This window comes from Pseudomonas sp. NPDC089401 (genome assembly GCF_044749485.1).
GTDB lineage: Bacteria > Pseudomonadota > Gammaproteobacteria > Pseudomonadales > Pseudomonadaceae > Aquipseudomonas.
The window spans coordinates 313,125-328,048 of sequence record NZ_JBIVIA010000003.1 but is presented as its reverse complement, the minus strand read 5'-3'; the positions used below and the strand labels follow the sequence as shown (position 1 = coordinate 328,048).

The window sequence follows — 14,924 nt, the reverse complement described above, 5'->3', positions numbered from 1 at the left end:
GCCTCACCTACCCCAGGCGGGTATCCGGAGACGAACGTGCGCTACATCAAACACCTGGCCGCCACGCTGCTGGCCACCACCTTCAGCCTTGCCGCTGCCGCCCAGACCCTGGTGGTCGGTGACCAGAGCTACAACGCCCGTGCGGTGATGGAAGCGGCCGGCGTGCTCGACGACCTGCCCTACACCCTGGAATGGAAGCAGTTCACCGCTGGCTCACCCGTGGCCGAGGCGCTCAACGTCGGCAGCCTCGACATCGGCCTGCTCGGCGACGCGCCACCGTTGTTTCTCGGCGCGCTGGGCGCCCCGATCAAGGTGATCGCGGTCAGCCGGCAGAACCTCGAGGGCGTGGCCATCCTGGCGCGCAAGGATTCGTCGATCCATAGCCTGCAGGACCTGCGTGGCAAGCGTGCGGCGATCTGGAAGGGCTCGTGGAGCCAGCAGCTGCTGTTCAGCGCCCTGGACAAGGCCGGCGTGCCCCGCGATGCACTGGAGCTGCGCTACCTCAGCGCCCTGGATGCCTCCCACGCCCTGGATGGCGGCTCGGTGGACGTGATCGCCACCTGGGAGCCTTACGTCACCCAACAGGAACGCCAGGGCGCCCGTGTGCTGGCCACCGCTGAAGGGGTGATCCCGGCACAGAGCTTCGTGGTGGCCAACAGCAAGGCCGTGGAGCAGAAGCGCGCGCAGATCGCCGATTTCCTGCAGCGCCTGAAAAAGGCCCGTGACTGGACCCTGAACGATGCGGCCAACACCGAGGCCTACGCCGATGCCTGGGCCCAGCGCACCCGTGCCGACCGCGACATCGCCCGCGCCTGGTTCGCCCGCGCACGCACCGACCTGGCGCCGCTGAACCCGCAGGTGATCGTCGATGCGCAGAAGACCGTGGACTTCTTCGCCGGGCTTGGGCTGATCAAGGCCTACCCGGCGGCAGACCTGTTCGATACCTCGTTCGGCGCAGCCTTCCAGCAGTCGGCGGTCAGCAGCAACTGAGCCAACCCTCGCTGGCCTCTTCGCGGGCAAGCCCGCTCCCACAGGTATTGCACAAGCTTTGAGAGCTGTGTGATCCCTGTGGGAGCGGGTTTACCCGCGAAAAGGCCTACACCGATTCCAAAGGATTTCCCATGAGCAAACGACAGATCAAACTCGGCGCCCTGACCATGGGCTGCGGCGGCCCCGGCCGGCACAACCTGTGGCTGGACCCCGAGCTGCCGGCCGACGCCAGCGTCAACATCGATTGGTACATCGACATCGCCCGTCAGGCCGAGGCGGCGCTGTTCGACCTGATGTTCATCGTCGACAGCCAGTTCATCACCCCCGGCTCGCCCTCGCACTACCTCAACCGCCTGGAGCCGCTGACCCTGCTTTCGGCGCTGGCGGTGAGCACCCGTCATCTCGGCCTGGTCGGCACCTTGACCACCTCCTACAACGCACCGTTCAACGTCGCCCGCCGCCTGGCTTCGCTGGACCTGATCAGCAAAGGCCGTGCAGGCTGGAACGTGGTCACCAGCGGCGATGCCGGCACCGCCGGCAACTACGGGCTGGACGAACACTACGACTACGACACCCGCTATGCCCGAGCCCAGGAGCATGTGCAGGTGGTGCAGGGCCTGTGGAATTCCTATGAGGACGATGCCTTCCCGCGCGACCGCGCCAGTGGCCGCTTCCTCGACCCGGCCAAGCTGCACGCACTGGAGCACAAGGGTGAGCACTTCTCGGTGGTCGGGCCGCTGAACATCCAGCGCTCACTCCAGGGCCAGCCGGTGATCTTCCAGGCGGGCGATTCCGAACAGGGCCGCGACCTGGGGGCCGCCACCGCCGACGTGGTGTTCACCCATGCCGCCAGCATCGAGCAGGGCCAGGCGTTCTATCGCGACATCAAGGCCCGGGCCGCGCGCCTGGGGCGTGACCCGGAGCAGTTGTTGGTGCTGCCGGGGGCGGAGATCTACGTGGGCGACAGCGACGAGCATGCCCGCGAGATCGAACGCCATTACCACCAGGCCGACCACAGCTTCGAACTGGCGCTGAAGGAGTTCGGGCGCAATTTCGGCTGGCATGATTTCAGCCAGTACGACCTGGATGCGCCGTTCCCCCAGCAGAGCCTGGAGTTCGCCCGCAGCAGTTTCTTCACCAACGCCAAGCGCATCGCCGACCAGGCCCGGGACAAGGGCTTCAGCCTGCGCCAGGCGGTCGAGTTCGGCCGCCAGTTGCGGCCGGGGGCCTTCGTTGGCTCGGCGCAGACCGTGGCGGCGAAGATGGCCGAGTGGTTCGAGGCGCGGGCGCTGGACGGGTTCAATATCTACATCGGCCACCCCGGACAGTTCCGCCGGTTTACCGAAGAGGTGGTGCCGTTGCTGCAGGAACGGGGGGTGTACCGCACGGCCTATGAGGGCAGCACCTTGCGCGAGAGCCTGGGGTTGCCGATTCCGCGTTTCAGTCGCTAGATCGTCGGGGCCGCTCTGCGGCCCCGACATTCTCAGAAGTTGTAAGTCACCCGCCCAAAGTAATACCCCCCGGTGAACCCATACGGCGAATACACCCCGTACCCCTTGACCATGGTCTTGCTGCTCGGCGCCTGGCGTTCGGGGTACACGTCGAACAGGTTGCGTGCCCCGATCGCCAGCTCCAGGTCCTTGGTCAGCTGGTAGCCCACGTCCAGGTCGGTGATCCAGCGCGCCTTGTACTCGCGGTCCAGCGAGCGGTCATTGGCCGCGTTCACCTCGCGCCATGAACCGTAGCGGGTCAGCCCCAGGTTGACCCGGTAGCGGTCCAGGCGCCAGTTGCCACCGAGAATCAGCTTGGTGTGCGGCTGCACGTCGGTGAGGAAGTTGCGCGCCTGGCGGTTCATCAACTCATAGGATGTGCCGAGGATGTTCACGCTTTGCTTATAGTCGAGGATCTCGGTGTCGTTCCAGTTGAACGCCGCCGTCCACTTCACGCTGCCGGCGCCGCCCAGGTCCTGGTCGTAGCTGCCCACCAGGTCCAGGCCCTTGGTGCGGGTGTCGGCGCCGTTGGTGAAGTACTGCCCGCCCGAGGTCGAGTCGATGCCGTTGGCCAGCAGGGTCTGGGTCACCTCCGAGCCGAGCAGGGTGCCGGTCAGGGTGATGCGGTCGCGCACGTTGATCAGGTAGGCGTCGGCGGTGAAGGCCAGGCGCTCGCTGGGCTGCCAGGCCAGCCCGAGGCTGTAGTTGGCGGACTTTTCCGGCTTCAGCGCTTCGGCGCCCAGGGCCTTGGCGGCGGCCGAGTCCACCGGCAGCACACCGTAGTTGATCGACTGGTACACGCCGTCGACCACGCCGTAGGTGGTGGAGCGGGCGCTGAACAGGCTGTTGGCCAGCGACGGGGCACGGAAGCCGTTGCTCACCGTGGCCCGCACGGCCAGTTCCGGTGTCAGCTCGTAGCGGGTGGTCAGCTTGCCGCTGCGGGTGGCGCCGATGCCGCGGTCGTAGTGCTCGTAGCGCAGGGCTGCGCCCCAGTACCACTGCGGCAGTGGGTTGAAGCCCACGTCCAGGTAGCCGGCGTAGCTGTTGCGGCTGGCGCTGCTGGCTTCGGCCGGGGAGATGCCGTTGGTGACCTGGGCGCCGGAGGCGGCGCAGTTGCCGGGGGCTGCGCAGTAGCCGCCGTCGGCCCAGCTGGCCCAGTCGCCGGCTTGCACCTGGTAGCTGTCGCGGCGCTGCTCCAGGCCCCAGGAGAAGTCCAGCGGCTTGGCCAGGCCCACGTCGAAGCTGCGGCGCAGGTCGAGGTTGCTGGTCAGTTGCGAGCTGACCCAGGTGCCGGACTCGAAATGGTCGGGCGTGGCTTCGCCCAGCGAGGGGTTCTGGTTGTTCCAGGTGCCCTGTTCGGCCTGGTTGCGCCCGTAGGTGCTGGACAGGTCCCAGTCCCAGTCGCCGACCAGCCCCCTGGCGCCGAAGGCCGCCTGGTAGTCGTACTCCTCGATGTACCAGGTGGGTGTGTAGCCGGACGGGCGCCCGTTCGGCCCGGTGGTGATGGTGTTGACGATGGTCGGCAGGCGGAAGTTCTGGCCCTGTTCGGCCTTGCGGTACGACCAGGTGCTGAACGAGTACAGGGTCAGGTCGTCCTGCAGCGGCAGCTCGGCGTTGTAGCCCAGGGTCAGCAGGTTGATCTTCGGCGTGCCGTAGCCGCCATAGGTGACCTTGCCGGCGCGGTCGAGGGCTTCGGCCTGGCTGTAGCCATTGGCGCTGGCCTTGTTGTCGTCGTTCTGGCTGCGGGCGTCGAGTGCCAGCTGGAGAATGCCATCGTGGCCGAGCTCGAAACCTTTGTTCAGGCTTTGCTGCACGGTCTGCTTCTTGCCATCGTAGCCCTGGCCCGCGGTGCTCACGGCGGTGCCGCTGGTATCGGCCTTGAGGATCACGTTGATCACCCCGGCGATGGCGTCGGAGCCATATTGGGCTGCGGCGCCGTCACGCAGCACCTCGACGTGGTCGATGGCACTGATGGGGATCAGGTCGAGGTCGCTGGGCGCGGCACCGGCGTTGATCCCGCTGATGTTCAGGGTGGCGCTGGTGTGGCGGCGCTTGCCGTTGACCAGCACCAGCACCTGGGCGGCATTGAGGCCGCGCAGGCTCGGTGCGCGGGCCATGCCGCTGGCGTCCCAGCCGGTCTTTTCCGGCAGGGTCAGCGAGGGCACGCTGGCACTGAGGGCCTCCATCAGGCCGGGCTTGCCGGTTTCCTGCAGTTGCTTGGCACTGATCACGTCGATGGGCACCGGGCTGCTGGTAACGGTGCGTTTCTCGCTGCCGCGGTTGCCGGTGACGATGACCGTGCCCAAGGCCTGGGCGGCGGGTTCCTCGGCCGGGGCTGGGGCGGTATGCAGCCCGGCGGCCAGGGCCACGCTGAAAAAGGGGGCAGTCTTGAAAGCTTGCTTCATGCACGCAGTTCCTTGTCTGGCATTGGCGGTGCGCGCTTACGGCGCCTTGGCTGCGATCGCGTCGATTTCCACCAGCGCGCCCGGCAGCGGCAGGGCCACCACCTGGATGGCCGTGCGGGTCGGGGTGCGGGGTTGCTCGGCGGTGGCGAAGAACTCGGTGTAGGCCGCTTGCAGCCCGGCGAAGTCGAGGGCGCCGCCGTTGGCCGGGTCGCCCACCAGGAACACCCGCAACTGGACGATGTCGCCCAGGTCCAGGCCCTGGCTGCGCAGCGCCGTGCGCAGTTTGTTCAGCACCGAGCGGGCCTGGGTTTCGGTGTTGCCCAGCGCGGCGATGCTGCCCTTGGCCGCCGTGGGGTCGGCCACGTCCGGCAGGGTGCCGCTGACGAAGGTCAGCTGGCTGCCGGCCGGCACCGTGACCAGTTGCGAGATGGGGAAGTTGGAGCCGGGTGGGGCGACGCGCTTGATGCCATCGGCGTGGGCGTTGAGGGTCAGCGACATGAGGGCTCCGGCAAGCAGGAGAAGGCGAGGCATGATGAAGGTTCCTTGTGGGTCAGGCGGCGGCGCCGCGGGTGGCCTGGCTGGCATGGCGGGCGATCAGGCCGACCACCCGGCGCGCGGATTCGGCGGCGCTGTTCTGCCAGATGCCGACGCCGCCGTGGGCCAGGGCGTCGCTGGCCAGCCAGGTGCGGCCCTGGGGCTGGTTGAGCAGGTCGTAGCCGGGTTGGGCAACTTCGTCGTGGACGATCCACGGCGCTTCGCTGAAGGGGATCTTCGACCAGTTCACCACCACCGGCCGGCCCAGCTTGGCGCTGTGGCCGGGGTGCAGCGATTCCACCGCCTGGCGCGAGGAGGCGATCTGCGCCTGCAGCGACTTGCCGGCGAACTGCTGGGCCACCGCACCGGTGTTGTAGGTGGCGACCAGCACGCCCTGGGCACTGTTGAGGCGGTCGCTGGGGTACCACAGGGTGCGGGCTTCGTGGTTGATGTAGCTGAGCCCGCCGTAGATCTGGAAGTCGGTTTCCCAGAAGCGCGGTGACTGCCAGGCGACCTTGTTGGCCTTGTCGCCTTCGGCGCTGGCGATGGCCTGCTGGAAGGGGGCATCGAAGTTGTTCGGCAGTTTGGCCAGCAGCGGCAGGGGCAGGGTGACGATGGCGTAGTCGGCGTGTTCGACATGCTGCTGGCCGGTCTTGCGGTCGCGCCACTTCACCTGGGCGCCAGCCTCACCGGTCTGCACCGCCAGCACTTCAGCGCCCAGGCGCACGCTGTCCTTGACCTGGCGGTAGAACGCCTTGGGGATCTGGTCCATGCCGCCTACCGGCTGGAACATGGTCGAGGAAAACTCGGGGATCTCGTCGAACACCAGCGGCAGCAGCAGGTTGCTGTCGAGCAACTGGTCCAGGGGCAGCGGCTGGCGCTGCACCGGGGTCTGGTCGCCGGCCCCGGCAAAACGGGTGTAGCCGGCGCGCACCGAACCGCGGTATTGCTGCTGGCTGTCGAGGTCGCCGTAGACCTTGAGGAACTCGAGCAAGGCCTTGCGCTGGCTGCTGCTGAGTTCGGCATCCAGGCTGTTGCGGCTGACGCTGCGCGCCAGCAGTTCGCTGAAGTGCCCACGGGTGTCGTTGACCGCCTGGCGCAGCAGCAGCGGTGGGCGTGCCAGGTCTGGCTGGGCCAGGGCGTTGCGGCTGCTGTTGACCAGCACCTGCAGCTCCACACCGAGTTCGCGGCAGTAGCCGAGGATGGTCAGGTGATGGCTGGGCAGGCGTGCGGCGCCGGCGTTGAAGAAATGGCCCTGGTCGAATTCGACGGTTTGCGAACTGCCGTCGTTGTGTTCGATGCGGTCGCCCTGACGCAAGGTCCAGACCCGGCCGCCGACCCGCTCGCGGGCCTCCAGCACGGTGACCGAGAAACCGGCCTTGCGCAGCTCGTAGGCCGATACCAGGCCGGAGATACCGGCGCCGACAATCACCACGCGCTTGCCGTTGCCGCCGTTTGCGGCCAGTTGCAGGGGTTCGAAGGTGGCGGCCAGGGCGTTCTGCCCCAGCGCGCCGAGGGCCGCCGAATAGCCGCCGATGGCGGCGAGGCGGGTGATCAGGTCTCTACGGGACAAACCCATGTCGCGTGCTCCGAAAAGGTTGGGTTCGGACGTGCGCAACGGGCAGGCGGATCGAGGGGAGGACCCGACGGCGGCTGGCACAAATCCATTTGCCTCCGCCATGTCGGGGTCGGTTTACAGAACTTAATGGACTTTCACCACGCTGTGAAAGGCTTTTTGGTTCTATGTTAAGTATGTTTATTTCTGATAATCAGAATAAAATTAAATGCGTAATACTGATTTTTAGAAATCGTAGGCCAGCTTCGTGTACCAGTACCCGCCACCTGGGTGGAACGGTGGGTTGCCATAGCCGGCCTGGTTGCCGTTGGCGTTGTAGATACCGTTCTTGTCCGGGCGCACATTGAAGATATTGGTACCGCCCAGGCTCACCGTCAGGCTGTCGAACAGCAGGTAGGACAGGTCCAGGTCGGTGATCCACTTGGCACCGAAGCTGCGGTCCTGCGCAGGGTTCTGCTGCCAGGTCTCGACCTTGCCATAGCGGGTGGCCTGCAAGGTGCTGGTGAAGTTGCCGAGCAGCCATTGCCCGCCCAGTACCCACTTGGTCTTCGGCGAGGCCGCCACCAGGTCGCCTTCGCGCCCGTGGCCCACCACCTGGATACCGGCATCGGCCAGCGCCTGCGGGGTACTGCGGGTGCCGCGCACGGTGGTCTTGTTCCAGTTGAAGCCCAGGGTCCAGCGCACATCGCCGAAGGCACCGAACTCGCTGGTGTGGTCGGCCACCAGGTCGAGCCCGCGGGTGCGGGTGTCGAAGGCGTTGGTGTAGTAGTTGATCCAGGTGGTACGGGCCAGGCCCAGGGATTCGAGGATATCGCCCACCGCGCCGGCCCCGCCGTTGCGGTCGTAGAGGTTCTCGGTGAGCAGGATGCGGTCGTCGATGTCGATCAGGTAGGCATCCAGGGTCACGCTGGTGCGGCGTGCCGGCTGCCAGGTGATGCCGAGCCCGGCATTGCGCGACTTTTCCGGGTCCAGGGTGCCACCGCCAAATGCCTGGGCGGCGGCACTGCCGGGGGCGACGGTGCGGCGCAGGGCCGGCACCACGTTGCCATTGGCGTCCAGCGCGGTGCGGTTGTCGCTGACGGTGTAGCCGGTCTGGGTCAGCGACGGCGCACGAAAGCCGCTGCCCAGCGTGCCGCGCACGGCGACGCTGTCGGTCAGCTCATAGCGCGAGTTGAGCTTGAAGCTGGCGGTGTTGCCGGAGGCGTCATCGTAGTGCTCCAGGCGTGCGGCAGCGCCCAGGTACCAGCTTGGCGTCAGGTCGAAGCCCAGGTCGACATAGGCGGCGTAGTTGTTGCGCTTCACGTCGGCTTCGTCTTCGGGGCGAATGGTCAGTGCGGCCTGGGCGCCGACAGCGGTCTGGCCGTTGGCCAGGGCGTACAGCGGGTTGGGGCTGCCGTCGTCCAGGGTCGCCGGGTAGCTGTAGGGTCCGACGCTGTAGGCGACCGGGTCGCCGGCAAAGGTCCGGAAGCGTTCCCAACGGTGCTCCAGGCCCGCCGAGACACGGGTCGGCAGCGCCAGGCCGAAGACCCCGTCGAAGGCGCGGCTGATGTCCAGGTTGTTCACCCACTGGTCGAACTGCAAGGTCGCCAGGTCGTCGAACGAGGTGGGTGAGTCGGGGCCATAGGTCGGGTTGATGGTCAGGTCGCTGGACTGCTGGTTCTTGTTGCGCCCATAGCTGGTGGACAGGTCCCAGTCCCAGTTGCCCGCTGCGCCCTTGGCGCCGAGCAGCCACTGGTAGTCGGTGTCCTTGATGTTGTTGAGCGGGAAGTAGCCGTCGGGGAACAGTTCCGGGATCGAGGCATTGCTGTTGGGCAGGCGGTAGTTGTTGTAGGCCTCGAGCTTGCGTTCGGCGTAGGTGGCAAACGAGTACAGCTTGAGGTCGTCATTGAGCGGCAGCTCGGCGTTGTAGCCAAGGTTGAAGGCGCGCAGGTCAGGGTCGCCGTTCTTCACCGCACGGTGGTCCCAGGCGGCCTGGCGGTCGTCTTCGAAGTAGGCGCGGTAGCTGGGGTCGGCCTTGTCGATCCAGTTGGCTGCGCCGCGCTTGCGCGCCTCGCCGGAGAGGTGCAGGAAACCGCCGTCACCGAGGCTGAAGCCTTGGTCGCCAGCCATCTTGAGGGTCTCGCCCTGGCCGCTGTACAGCTGGCCGTAGCTGCTTTCGTAATGGCCGCCGCTGCTGGCATTCTTGAGGATGATGTTGATCACCCCGGCCACGGCATCGGAGCCGTACTGGGCGGCGGCGCTGTCCTTGAGCACTTCGATGTGCGACACCGCGCTGACCGGGATCATGTCGATGTCGACAGCGTTGGCTCCGCTGTTGTCGGTGGAGCCGCTGGCCGGCACGGCGCTGTTGTGGCGGCGCTTGCCGTTGACCAGCACCAGGGTGTAGGCCGGGCCCAGGCTGCGGTTGCTCAAGGGGCGCACGCCGGACTGGAAGCCGGCGATGTTGGTGCCGAAGTTGAAGGAGGGCAGCAGCTTGGCGATGGCCTCCGACAGCTCGGCGCGGCCGGTGCGCAGCAGTTGCTCGCTGCTGATCACATCGATCGGCGCGGGGCTGTCGGCCACTGTGCGCTGGTTGCCGCGCACGCCGGTGGAGATCACCGTGACGGTGTCCAGGCGTGGGTCTTCAGTGGTGGGTTCGGCGCTGGCCAGGGGGGTGAGCAGGCAGGCCAGGGGCAGGGCGATGAAGGGGGATCTAGACATCATGTCCTCGAAAAGCACGCACGCGTACAGGCACCAGGCCCGGGGTGGGCTGGTGGTTGGGGTTATGGATGGGGGTTGCCTGTGCCGGCCCTTTCGCGGCTAAAGCCGCTCCCACAGAGATTGCAACAGGCCCGAGGGCTGTGGGAGCGGCTTTAGCCGCGAAGAGGGCGGTGCAGGTCAGGCGCTGCGGGTACTGCGCCCCGTTTCTTGCTGCGCGACCAAGGCGCGAATCCGCGGAATCAGCTCCTGCCCGTACTCCACGGCATCGCGCAACTGCTCGAAGCCGCGGAACAGGAAGGTACTCACCCCCAGCTCGTAGTAAGCCAGCGCCGCCTCGGCCACCTGTTCGGGCGTGCCCACCAGCGAGGTGGAGTTGCCGGCGCCACCGCCCAGGGCCGCAATCTCGGTCCACAGCCGGGTGTCATGCACCTTGCGTTGGCTGGCCAGTTGCACCAGGCGCTCGGAGCCGGCGTTGCTCTTGCCGAAATTCTTCTCGCGGCGGTTGCCCTGGCGGATGCCGATGCGCTGCTGGGCGTCGGCCAGGATCCGCTCGGCCCGTGCCCATGCCTCTTCCTCGGTGGCGCCGAGAATCGGCCGCAGCGACAGGCTGAAGCGGATGTGCTTTTCCCGCCCGTAACGGGCGGCGGCCTTGCGCACCTGGGCGATGCGTTCACGCACCTGCTCCAGGGGCTCGCCCCACATCATGTACACATCGGCGTGCTTGGCCGCGACTTCCACCGCCGCGTCCGAGGCACCGGAGAAGTACACCGGCAAGGTGTTCACCGGTTTCACCAGGGTCAGGTTGTCCTCTACCCGGTAATGCGCGCCGTGGTGGTCGAACGGTGTGGTCTGCGTCCAGGTGTTGCGCAGCACTTCCAGGTATTCGTCGGTGCGGGCGTAGCGCGCGTCCTTGTCGAGGAAGTCGCCGTCGCGTTGCAGGTCACCGCTGTCGCCGCCGGTGATCACGTTGATCGAGGCGCGGCCGTGGCTGAGCTGGTCGAGGGTAGCGAACTGGCGGGCGGCGAAGGTCGGGGCCTGGAAACCGGGGCGGTGCGCCACCAGCAGGCCGATGCGTTCGGTCAGCGCGGCCACGTAGCTGGCCAGGATCATCGAGTCCGGCGCGCTGGTGTTGACCGCCAGCAGGGCCTTGTCGAAGCCGGCGTACTCCTGGGCCTGGGCGAACGCCTTGATGAATGCAAGATCCACCAGCGGGCCGCGCGGGGCCTGGGATTCGCTGCTTTCCTGGGGGCCGATGAGGCCGATGAATTCGAGGCTCATGCAGTGGAACTCCTTTTCGAGTGAGGATGGGCGTCAGGCGACCTCGGTCTGGGCGCGGCGCAGGGTGTTGCGGTTGGTCGGGACGTTCAGGCCAAAGCTGTCGCGCAGGGTGCTGCCGGGGTACTCGCTGCGCACCAGCCCGCGTGCCTGCAGCAGAGGCACCACCAGCTCGGTGAAGTACTGCAGGCCATCGGGCAGCAGCGAGTTGATGATGAAACCGTCGGCGGCGCGGTCCTCGAACCAGTCCTGCAAGGCATTGGCGACCTGCTCGGGGGTGCCGGTGAAGTCCCGGCGTGGCCGCGAGAAGCGCAGCGCCAGCTGGCGCAGGCTCAGGCCCTCGTCGCGGGCCAGTTGCTTGAGCTGGTCGGCGGTGCCCTTGTGGCTGTTGTCGCCGAGGGTGCCAAGGTCGGGGAAGGGGGCATCCAGGTCGTGCTGGCTGAAGTCGTAGTCGTTGAACGGCCTGCCCAGGGCGACCAGGGCATCCTCGATGCTCACCAGGTCGACGGCCTGCTGGTAGCGGTGCTCCACCTCCGCTTCGTCGCGGCCGACGATGGGGCGGATACCGGGCAGGATGAACAGCTGGTCCGGGTCGCGGCCATGCTGCGCGGCGCGCTGTTTGAGGTCCTGGTAATAGGCACGGGCATCGCTGAACGACTCGGGGTTGACGAAGATCGCGTCGGCATTCTGCGCGGCGAAATTGCGCCCGTCCTCCGACACGCCGGCCTGGAAGATCAGCGGCTGGCCCTGGGGTGAGCGCTGGATGTTCAACGGGCCCTTGACCTTGAAGAACTCGCCCTGGTGGCCAAGGGTATGCAGCTTGTCCGGGGCGAAGAATTCGCCGGTGTGCTTGTCGCGGGTGAAAGCGTCGTCTTCCCACGAGTCCCACAGGCCCTGGACCACCTCGACATGCTCACGGGCGATGCGGTAGCGCACGGCGTGGGGCGGGTGCTCGGCCTTGCCGAAGTTGTCGGCGGTGCCCGACAGCCACGAAGTGACCACGTTCCAACCGGCGCGGCCGCCGCTGATCAGGTCCAGCGAGGCGAACTGGCGCGCGACCTGGAACGGCTCGGTGTAGCTGACCGTGACCGTGGCCACCAGGCCGATATGGCTGGTCACTGCCGCCAGCGCCGAGAGAATGGTCAGCGGTTCGAAGCGGTTGAGGTAATGCGGGCTGGAACGGGCGTGGATGTGCAGGCTGTCGGCGATGAAGGCGAAGTCGAACTTGGCCGCCTCGGCCAATTGCGCCTGCTGCTTGTAGAAACCGAAATTGACACTGGCATCGGCCAGCGCCTCGGGGTGGCGCCATTCGCCCCAGCCGTGGCCGACACCGTGGATCATGGCACCAAGATGGATCTGTCGTTTGCTCATGTTCAATACCTCTGGCCAGATGGGCCTCGATGGGTGATCCGCGCGGCACGACCGTGGCGCGCGGCACAACGGTCAAACCGCCACGGGCAGCACGCTGCGCGAATGCCCGGGTATCGCCTCGATCAGTGCCCGGGTGTAGGCGCTGGCCGGCTGGCCGAACACCTGCACGGCCGGCCCGTGCTCGACCACTTGCCCGCGCCGCAGCACCAGCACCTGGTCGGCCATGCTCGCCACCACGGCCAGGTCGTGGGAGACCAGCACGTAGGCCATGCCCAGCTCGCGCTGCAGCTCATCGAGCAGGGCAAGGATCTGCGCCTGCACCGACACGTCCAGGGCACTCACCGGCTCGTCGAGCAGCAGCACTTCGGGTTCCAGCGCCAGCGCCCGGGCGATCGCTACGCGCTGGCGCTGGCCGCCCGACAGCTCCCGGGGCAGGCGGTCGAGAAAATGCAGCGGCAGGTGCACCCGGGTGATCAGTTCGCGAGCCTTGCGTTCCAGTGCCTCGCCCTTGAGCAGGCCGAACGACACCAGCGGCTCGACGATGCTGTCGAACACGCTGAAGCGCGGGTCGAGCGCGGCGAACGGGTTCTGCTGCACCAGCTGGATGCGCCGGCGCAGCGGGCGGAACTGGCGCCAGTTGTAGGCGCTGACATCCTCGCCGGCGATCTCGACGTGCCCCTGGCTCGGCTGCTCCAGCCCCAGTGCAATGCGCAGCGCGGTACTTTTGCCCGAGCCCGACTCGCCGACGATGGCCAGGGTCTGCCCGGCGTGCAGCTCCAGGCTCAGGTCCTGGAGCGCGGTGAAGTGCGTGCCCTGGCCGGGCAGCGCGAAGCGTTTGCCGACCTGGTGCAGACGCAACAGTGGCGTGCCGGCCGTGACCGGGCGCGGTCGCTGGCGCGGCACGAACGCCGGTGCGGCGTTGAGCAGGGCACGGGTGTAGGGCTGCTGTGCGCCCCAGAGGATCTGCCTGGGCGAGGCCTGTTCGACGAGCTCGCCCTGTTTCATCACCAGCAGGCGGTCGGCGCGGTCGCAGGCCATGCCCAGGTCATGGGTAATGATCAGCAGCGAGATGCCGCGTTCGGCCACCAGCCGTTGCAGGTGGTCGAGGATGCGCCGCTGCACCGTCACGTCCAATGCGCTGGTGGGCTCGTCGGCGATGATCAGCCGCGGCTCGCCGGCCAGGGCAATGGCGATCAGCACCCGCTGGCGCATGCCGCCGGAGAGTTCATGGGGGTACTGGCGGGCGCGCAGCGCGGGGTCGTCGAGGCCGACCTGGGCCAGCAGGTCCAGCACGTCGGCATCGAGCCCCGGGTAACGCCGGCCGCGGGCCAGCAACAGGGCCTCGGCGATCTGCTTGCCGATCCGCAGCGTCGGGTTGAGGCTGACCATCGGGTCCTGCGGCACCAGGCCGATGGTGCGCCCGCGCAACCGGCGACGGACGCGCTCGCTGGCCTGGGCCACATCGACGCCGTCGACCCACAGCTGGCCCTGGTCGATCCGTGCGTTGCCCGGCAGCAGGCCCAGCAGGGCGTTGGCCAGGGTCGACTTGCCCGAGCCGGATTCACCGACGATGGCCAGGGTTTCGCCCTGGGCCAGGCTGAACGACAACCGGCGCACGGCCTGGGTGTGTTGCCCGCTAAAGGCGTAGCTGACGCTCAGGTCGCGAACTTCTATCAATGCAGGCTGGCTCATCGGGCGTGCTCCTCGACGCTGCGCGCCAGGTGGTTGAGGCTGAACACCACGGCCACCACGAACAGCCCCGGCAGCAGCGAGACCCAGGGTGCGGTGATCAGGAAGTGGCGGCCGTTGGCGATCAACGTGCCCCATTCCGCCGCCGGTGGCGCCGCGCCGAAGCCAAGGAAGCTCAGCCCGGCGGTGGCCAGGATGGCCGCGCCGAAGTCCAGGGTGGCGAGCACTGCCACCGGGCCCCAGGCGTTTGGCAGCACATGGCGCAGCAGCGTGCGCGCCCAACTGGCGCCACCCAGGCGGGCGGCCTCGACATAGGGCAGGGTCTTGATGCGTAACACTTCGGCACGGGTGGTGCGGGCAAAACCGGGGATGATGCCGATGCCCACGGCAACCGCTACAGGCACCGTGCCGAAGCCGATCGCGGTGACGATGGCCAGGGCCAGCAGCAGGCCGGGCAGGGCCAGCAGCACATCGATCAGGCGCATCAGCGCCGCGTCCACGCGCCCGCCGGCAAAACCGGCGAGTACGCCCAGGCCGAGGCCACCGAGCAGGGCGATGGCCACTGCCAGCAGGGCGGCCAGCACCGACAGGCGCGCGCCGTAGACCACCCGGGTATACAGGTCGCGGCCCAGCTCGTCGGTGCCGAACCAGTGCTCCAGGCCAGGGGCGCTGAGCTTGGCGGCGGGCGAGGTGGCATAGGGGTCGAAGCTGGTCAGCAGCTGTGGGGCCAATGCCGCGAACAGGGCGAACAGCACGATCAACAGCGCCAGGCTGAAGCCCGGGCGGCGCAGCAGCGGGGCCAAGGCCTGATGCGTGCGCTGCAGGCGCGTGCGCCGCTGCCAGGTGGTGGCGGGGGTGCTGTCGATCCGGGGCAGGGGGATGTCGATGGTCATT

The 14,924-nt window shown here is 67.6% G+C and carries 10 protein-coding genes; 2 read left to right on the top strand and 8 right to left on the bottom strand.

What is annotated here, in order from left to right:
* Positions 1–36: 36 nt before the first annotated feature.
* Positions 37–990 carry an ABC transporter substrate-binding protein gene (locus tag ACIP21_RS08900; protein ID WP_400686512.1) on the top strand — a complete coding sequence of 318 codons (954 nt, stop codon included), beginning with the start codon at positions 37–39 and terminating at the stop codon, positions 988–990.
* 131 nt (positions 991–1,121) lie between these two features.
* Positions 1,122–2,441, top strand: coding sequence for an LLM class flavin-dependent oxidoreductase (locus ACIP21_RS08895; protein WP_400686510.1), 1,320 nt, complete (start codon positions 1,122–1,124; stop codon positions 2,439–2,441).
* Positions 2,442–2,473: 32 nt separating this feature from the next.
* On the opposite strand, the gene ACIP21_RS08890 is transcribed toward ACIP21_RS08895, so the two are convergent.
* The 8 genes from ACIP21_RS08890 to ACIP21_RS08855 all read right to left on the bottom strand — a co-directional run bounded on the left by ACIP21_RS08890 (position 2,474) and on the right by ACIP21_RS08855 (position 14,923).
* Positions 2,474–4,885, bottom strand: a complete 2,412-nt coding sequence (locus ACIP21_RS08890) for a TonB-dependent receptor plug domain-containing protein (protein WP_400686509.1) — start codon at positions 4,883–4,885, stop codon at positions 2,474–2,476.
* A 36-nt stretch (positions 4,886–4,921) separates the two neighbouring features.
* The gene (locus ACIP21_RS08885) at positions 4,922–5,416 is read right to left on the bottom strand and encodes a RidA family protein (protein WP_400686507.1); all 495 of its coding nucleotides are present in this window, start codon (positions 5,414–5,416) and stop codon (positions 4,922–4,924) included.
* Between the two features lie 19 nt (positions 5,417–5,435).
* Entirely contained in the window at positions 5,436–6,998 is a 1,563-nt protein-coding gene (locus ACIP21_RS08880) for a flavin monoamine oxidase family protein (RefSeq protein WP_400686505.1), read from the bottom strand.
* A gap of 222 nt (positions 6,999–7,220) precedes the next feature.
* Positions 7,221–9,695 carry a TonB-dependent receptor plug domain-containing protein gene (locus ACIP21_RS08875; protein WP_400686503.1) on the bottom strand — a complete coding sequence of 825 codons (2,475 nt, stop codon included), beginning with the start codon at positions 9,693–9,695 and terminating at the stop codon, positions 7,221–7,223.
* Between the two features lie 177 nt (positions 9,696–9,872).
* Complete coding sequence (locus ACIP21_RS08870) at positions 9,873–10,973, bottom strand: LLM class flavin-dependent oxidoreductase (protein ID WP_400686501.1); 1,101 nt, start codon at positions 10,971–10,973, stop codon at positions 9,873–9,875.
* A gap of 33 nt (positions 10,974–11,006) precedes the next feature.
* Positions 11,007–12,341 (bottom strand): LLM class flavin-dependent oxidoreductase, encoded by a 1,335-nt coding sequence (locus tag ACIP21_RS08865; RefSeq protein ID WP_400686499.1) that lies wholly within the window; start codon positions 12,339–12,341, stop codon positions 11,007–11,009.
* Positions 12,342–12,413: 72 nt separating this feature from the next.
* Positions 12,414–14,033 carry a dipeptide ABC transporter ATP-binding protein gene (locus ACIP21_RS08860; protein WP_400686497.1) on the bottom strand — a complete coding sequence of 540 codons (1,620 nt, stop codon included), beginning with the start codon at positions 14,031–14,033 and terminating at the stop codon, positions 12,414–12,416.
* Complete coding sequence (locus tag ACIP21_RS08855; protein WP_400686496.1) at positions 14,030–14,923, bottom strand: ABC transporter permease; 894 nt, start codon at positions 14,921–14,923, stop codon at positions 14,030–14,032. The genes ACIP21_RS08860 and ACIP21_RS08855 overlap by 4 nt, the downstream gene beginning before the upstream one ends.
* Between the last annotated feature and the right edge of the window lies 1 nt (position 14,924).

Coding starts and splice junctions, on each gene's coding strand:
- ACIP21_RS08895 (WP_400686510.1), top strand. CDS start 1,122: ATGAGCAAACGACAGATCAAACTCGGCGCCCTGACCATGGGCTGCGGC.
- ACIP21_RS08890 (WP_400686509.1), bottom strand. CDS start 4,885: ATGAAGCAAGCTTTCAAGACTGCCCCCTTTTTCAGCGTGGCCCTGGCC.
- ACIP21_RS08885 (WP_400686507.1), bottom strand. CDS start 5,416: ATGCCTCGCCTTCTCCTGCTTGCCGGAGCCCTCATGTCGCTGACCCTC.
- ACIP21_RS08880 (WP_400686505.1), bottom strand. CDS start 6,998: ATGGGTTTGTCCCGTAGAGACCTGATCACCCGCCTCGCCGCCATCGGC.
- ACIP21_RS08875 (WP_400686503.1), bottom strand. CDS start 9,695: ATGTCTAGATCCCCCTTCATCGCCCTGCCCCTGGCCTGCCTGCTCACC.
- ACIP21_RS08870 (WP_400686501.1), bottom strand. CDS start 10,973: ATGAGCCTCGAATTCATCGGCCTCATCGGCCCCCAGGAAAGCAGCGAA.
- ACIP21_RS08865 (WP_400686499.1), bottom strand. CDS start 12,341: ATGAGCAAACGACAGATCCATCTTGGTGCCATGATCCACGGTGTCGGC.
- ACIP21_RS08860 (WP_400686497.1), bottom strand. CDS start 14,033: ATGAGCCAGCCTGCATTGATAGAAGTTCGCGACCTGAGCGTCAGCTAC.
- ACIP21_RS08855 (WP_400686496.1), bottom strand. CDS start 14,923: ATGACCATCGACATCCCCCTGCCCCGGATCGACAGCACCCCCGCCACC.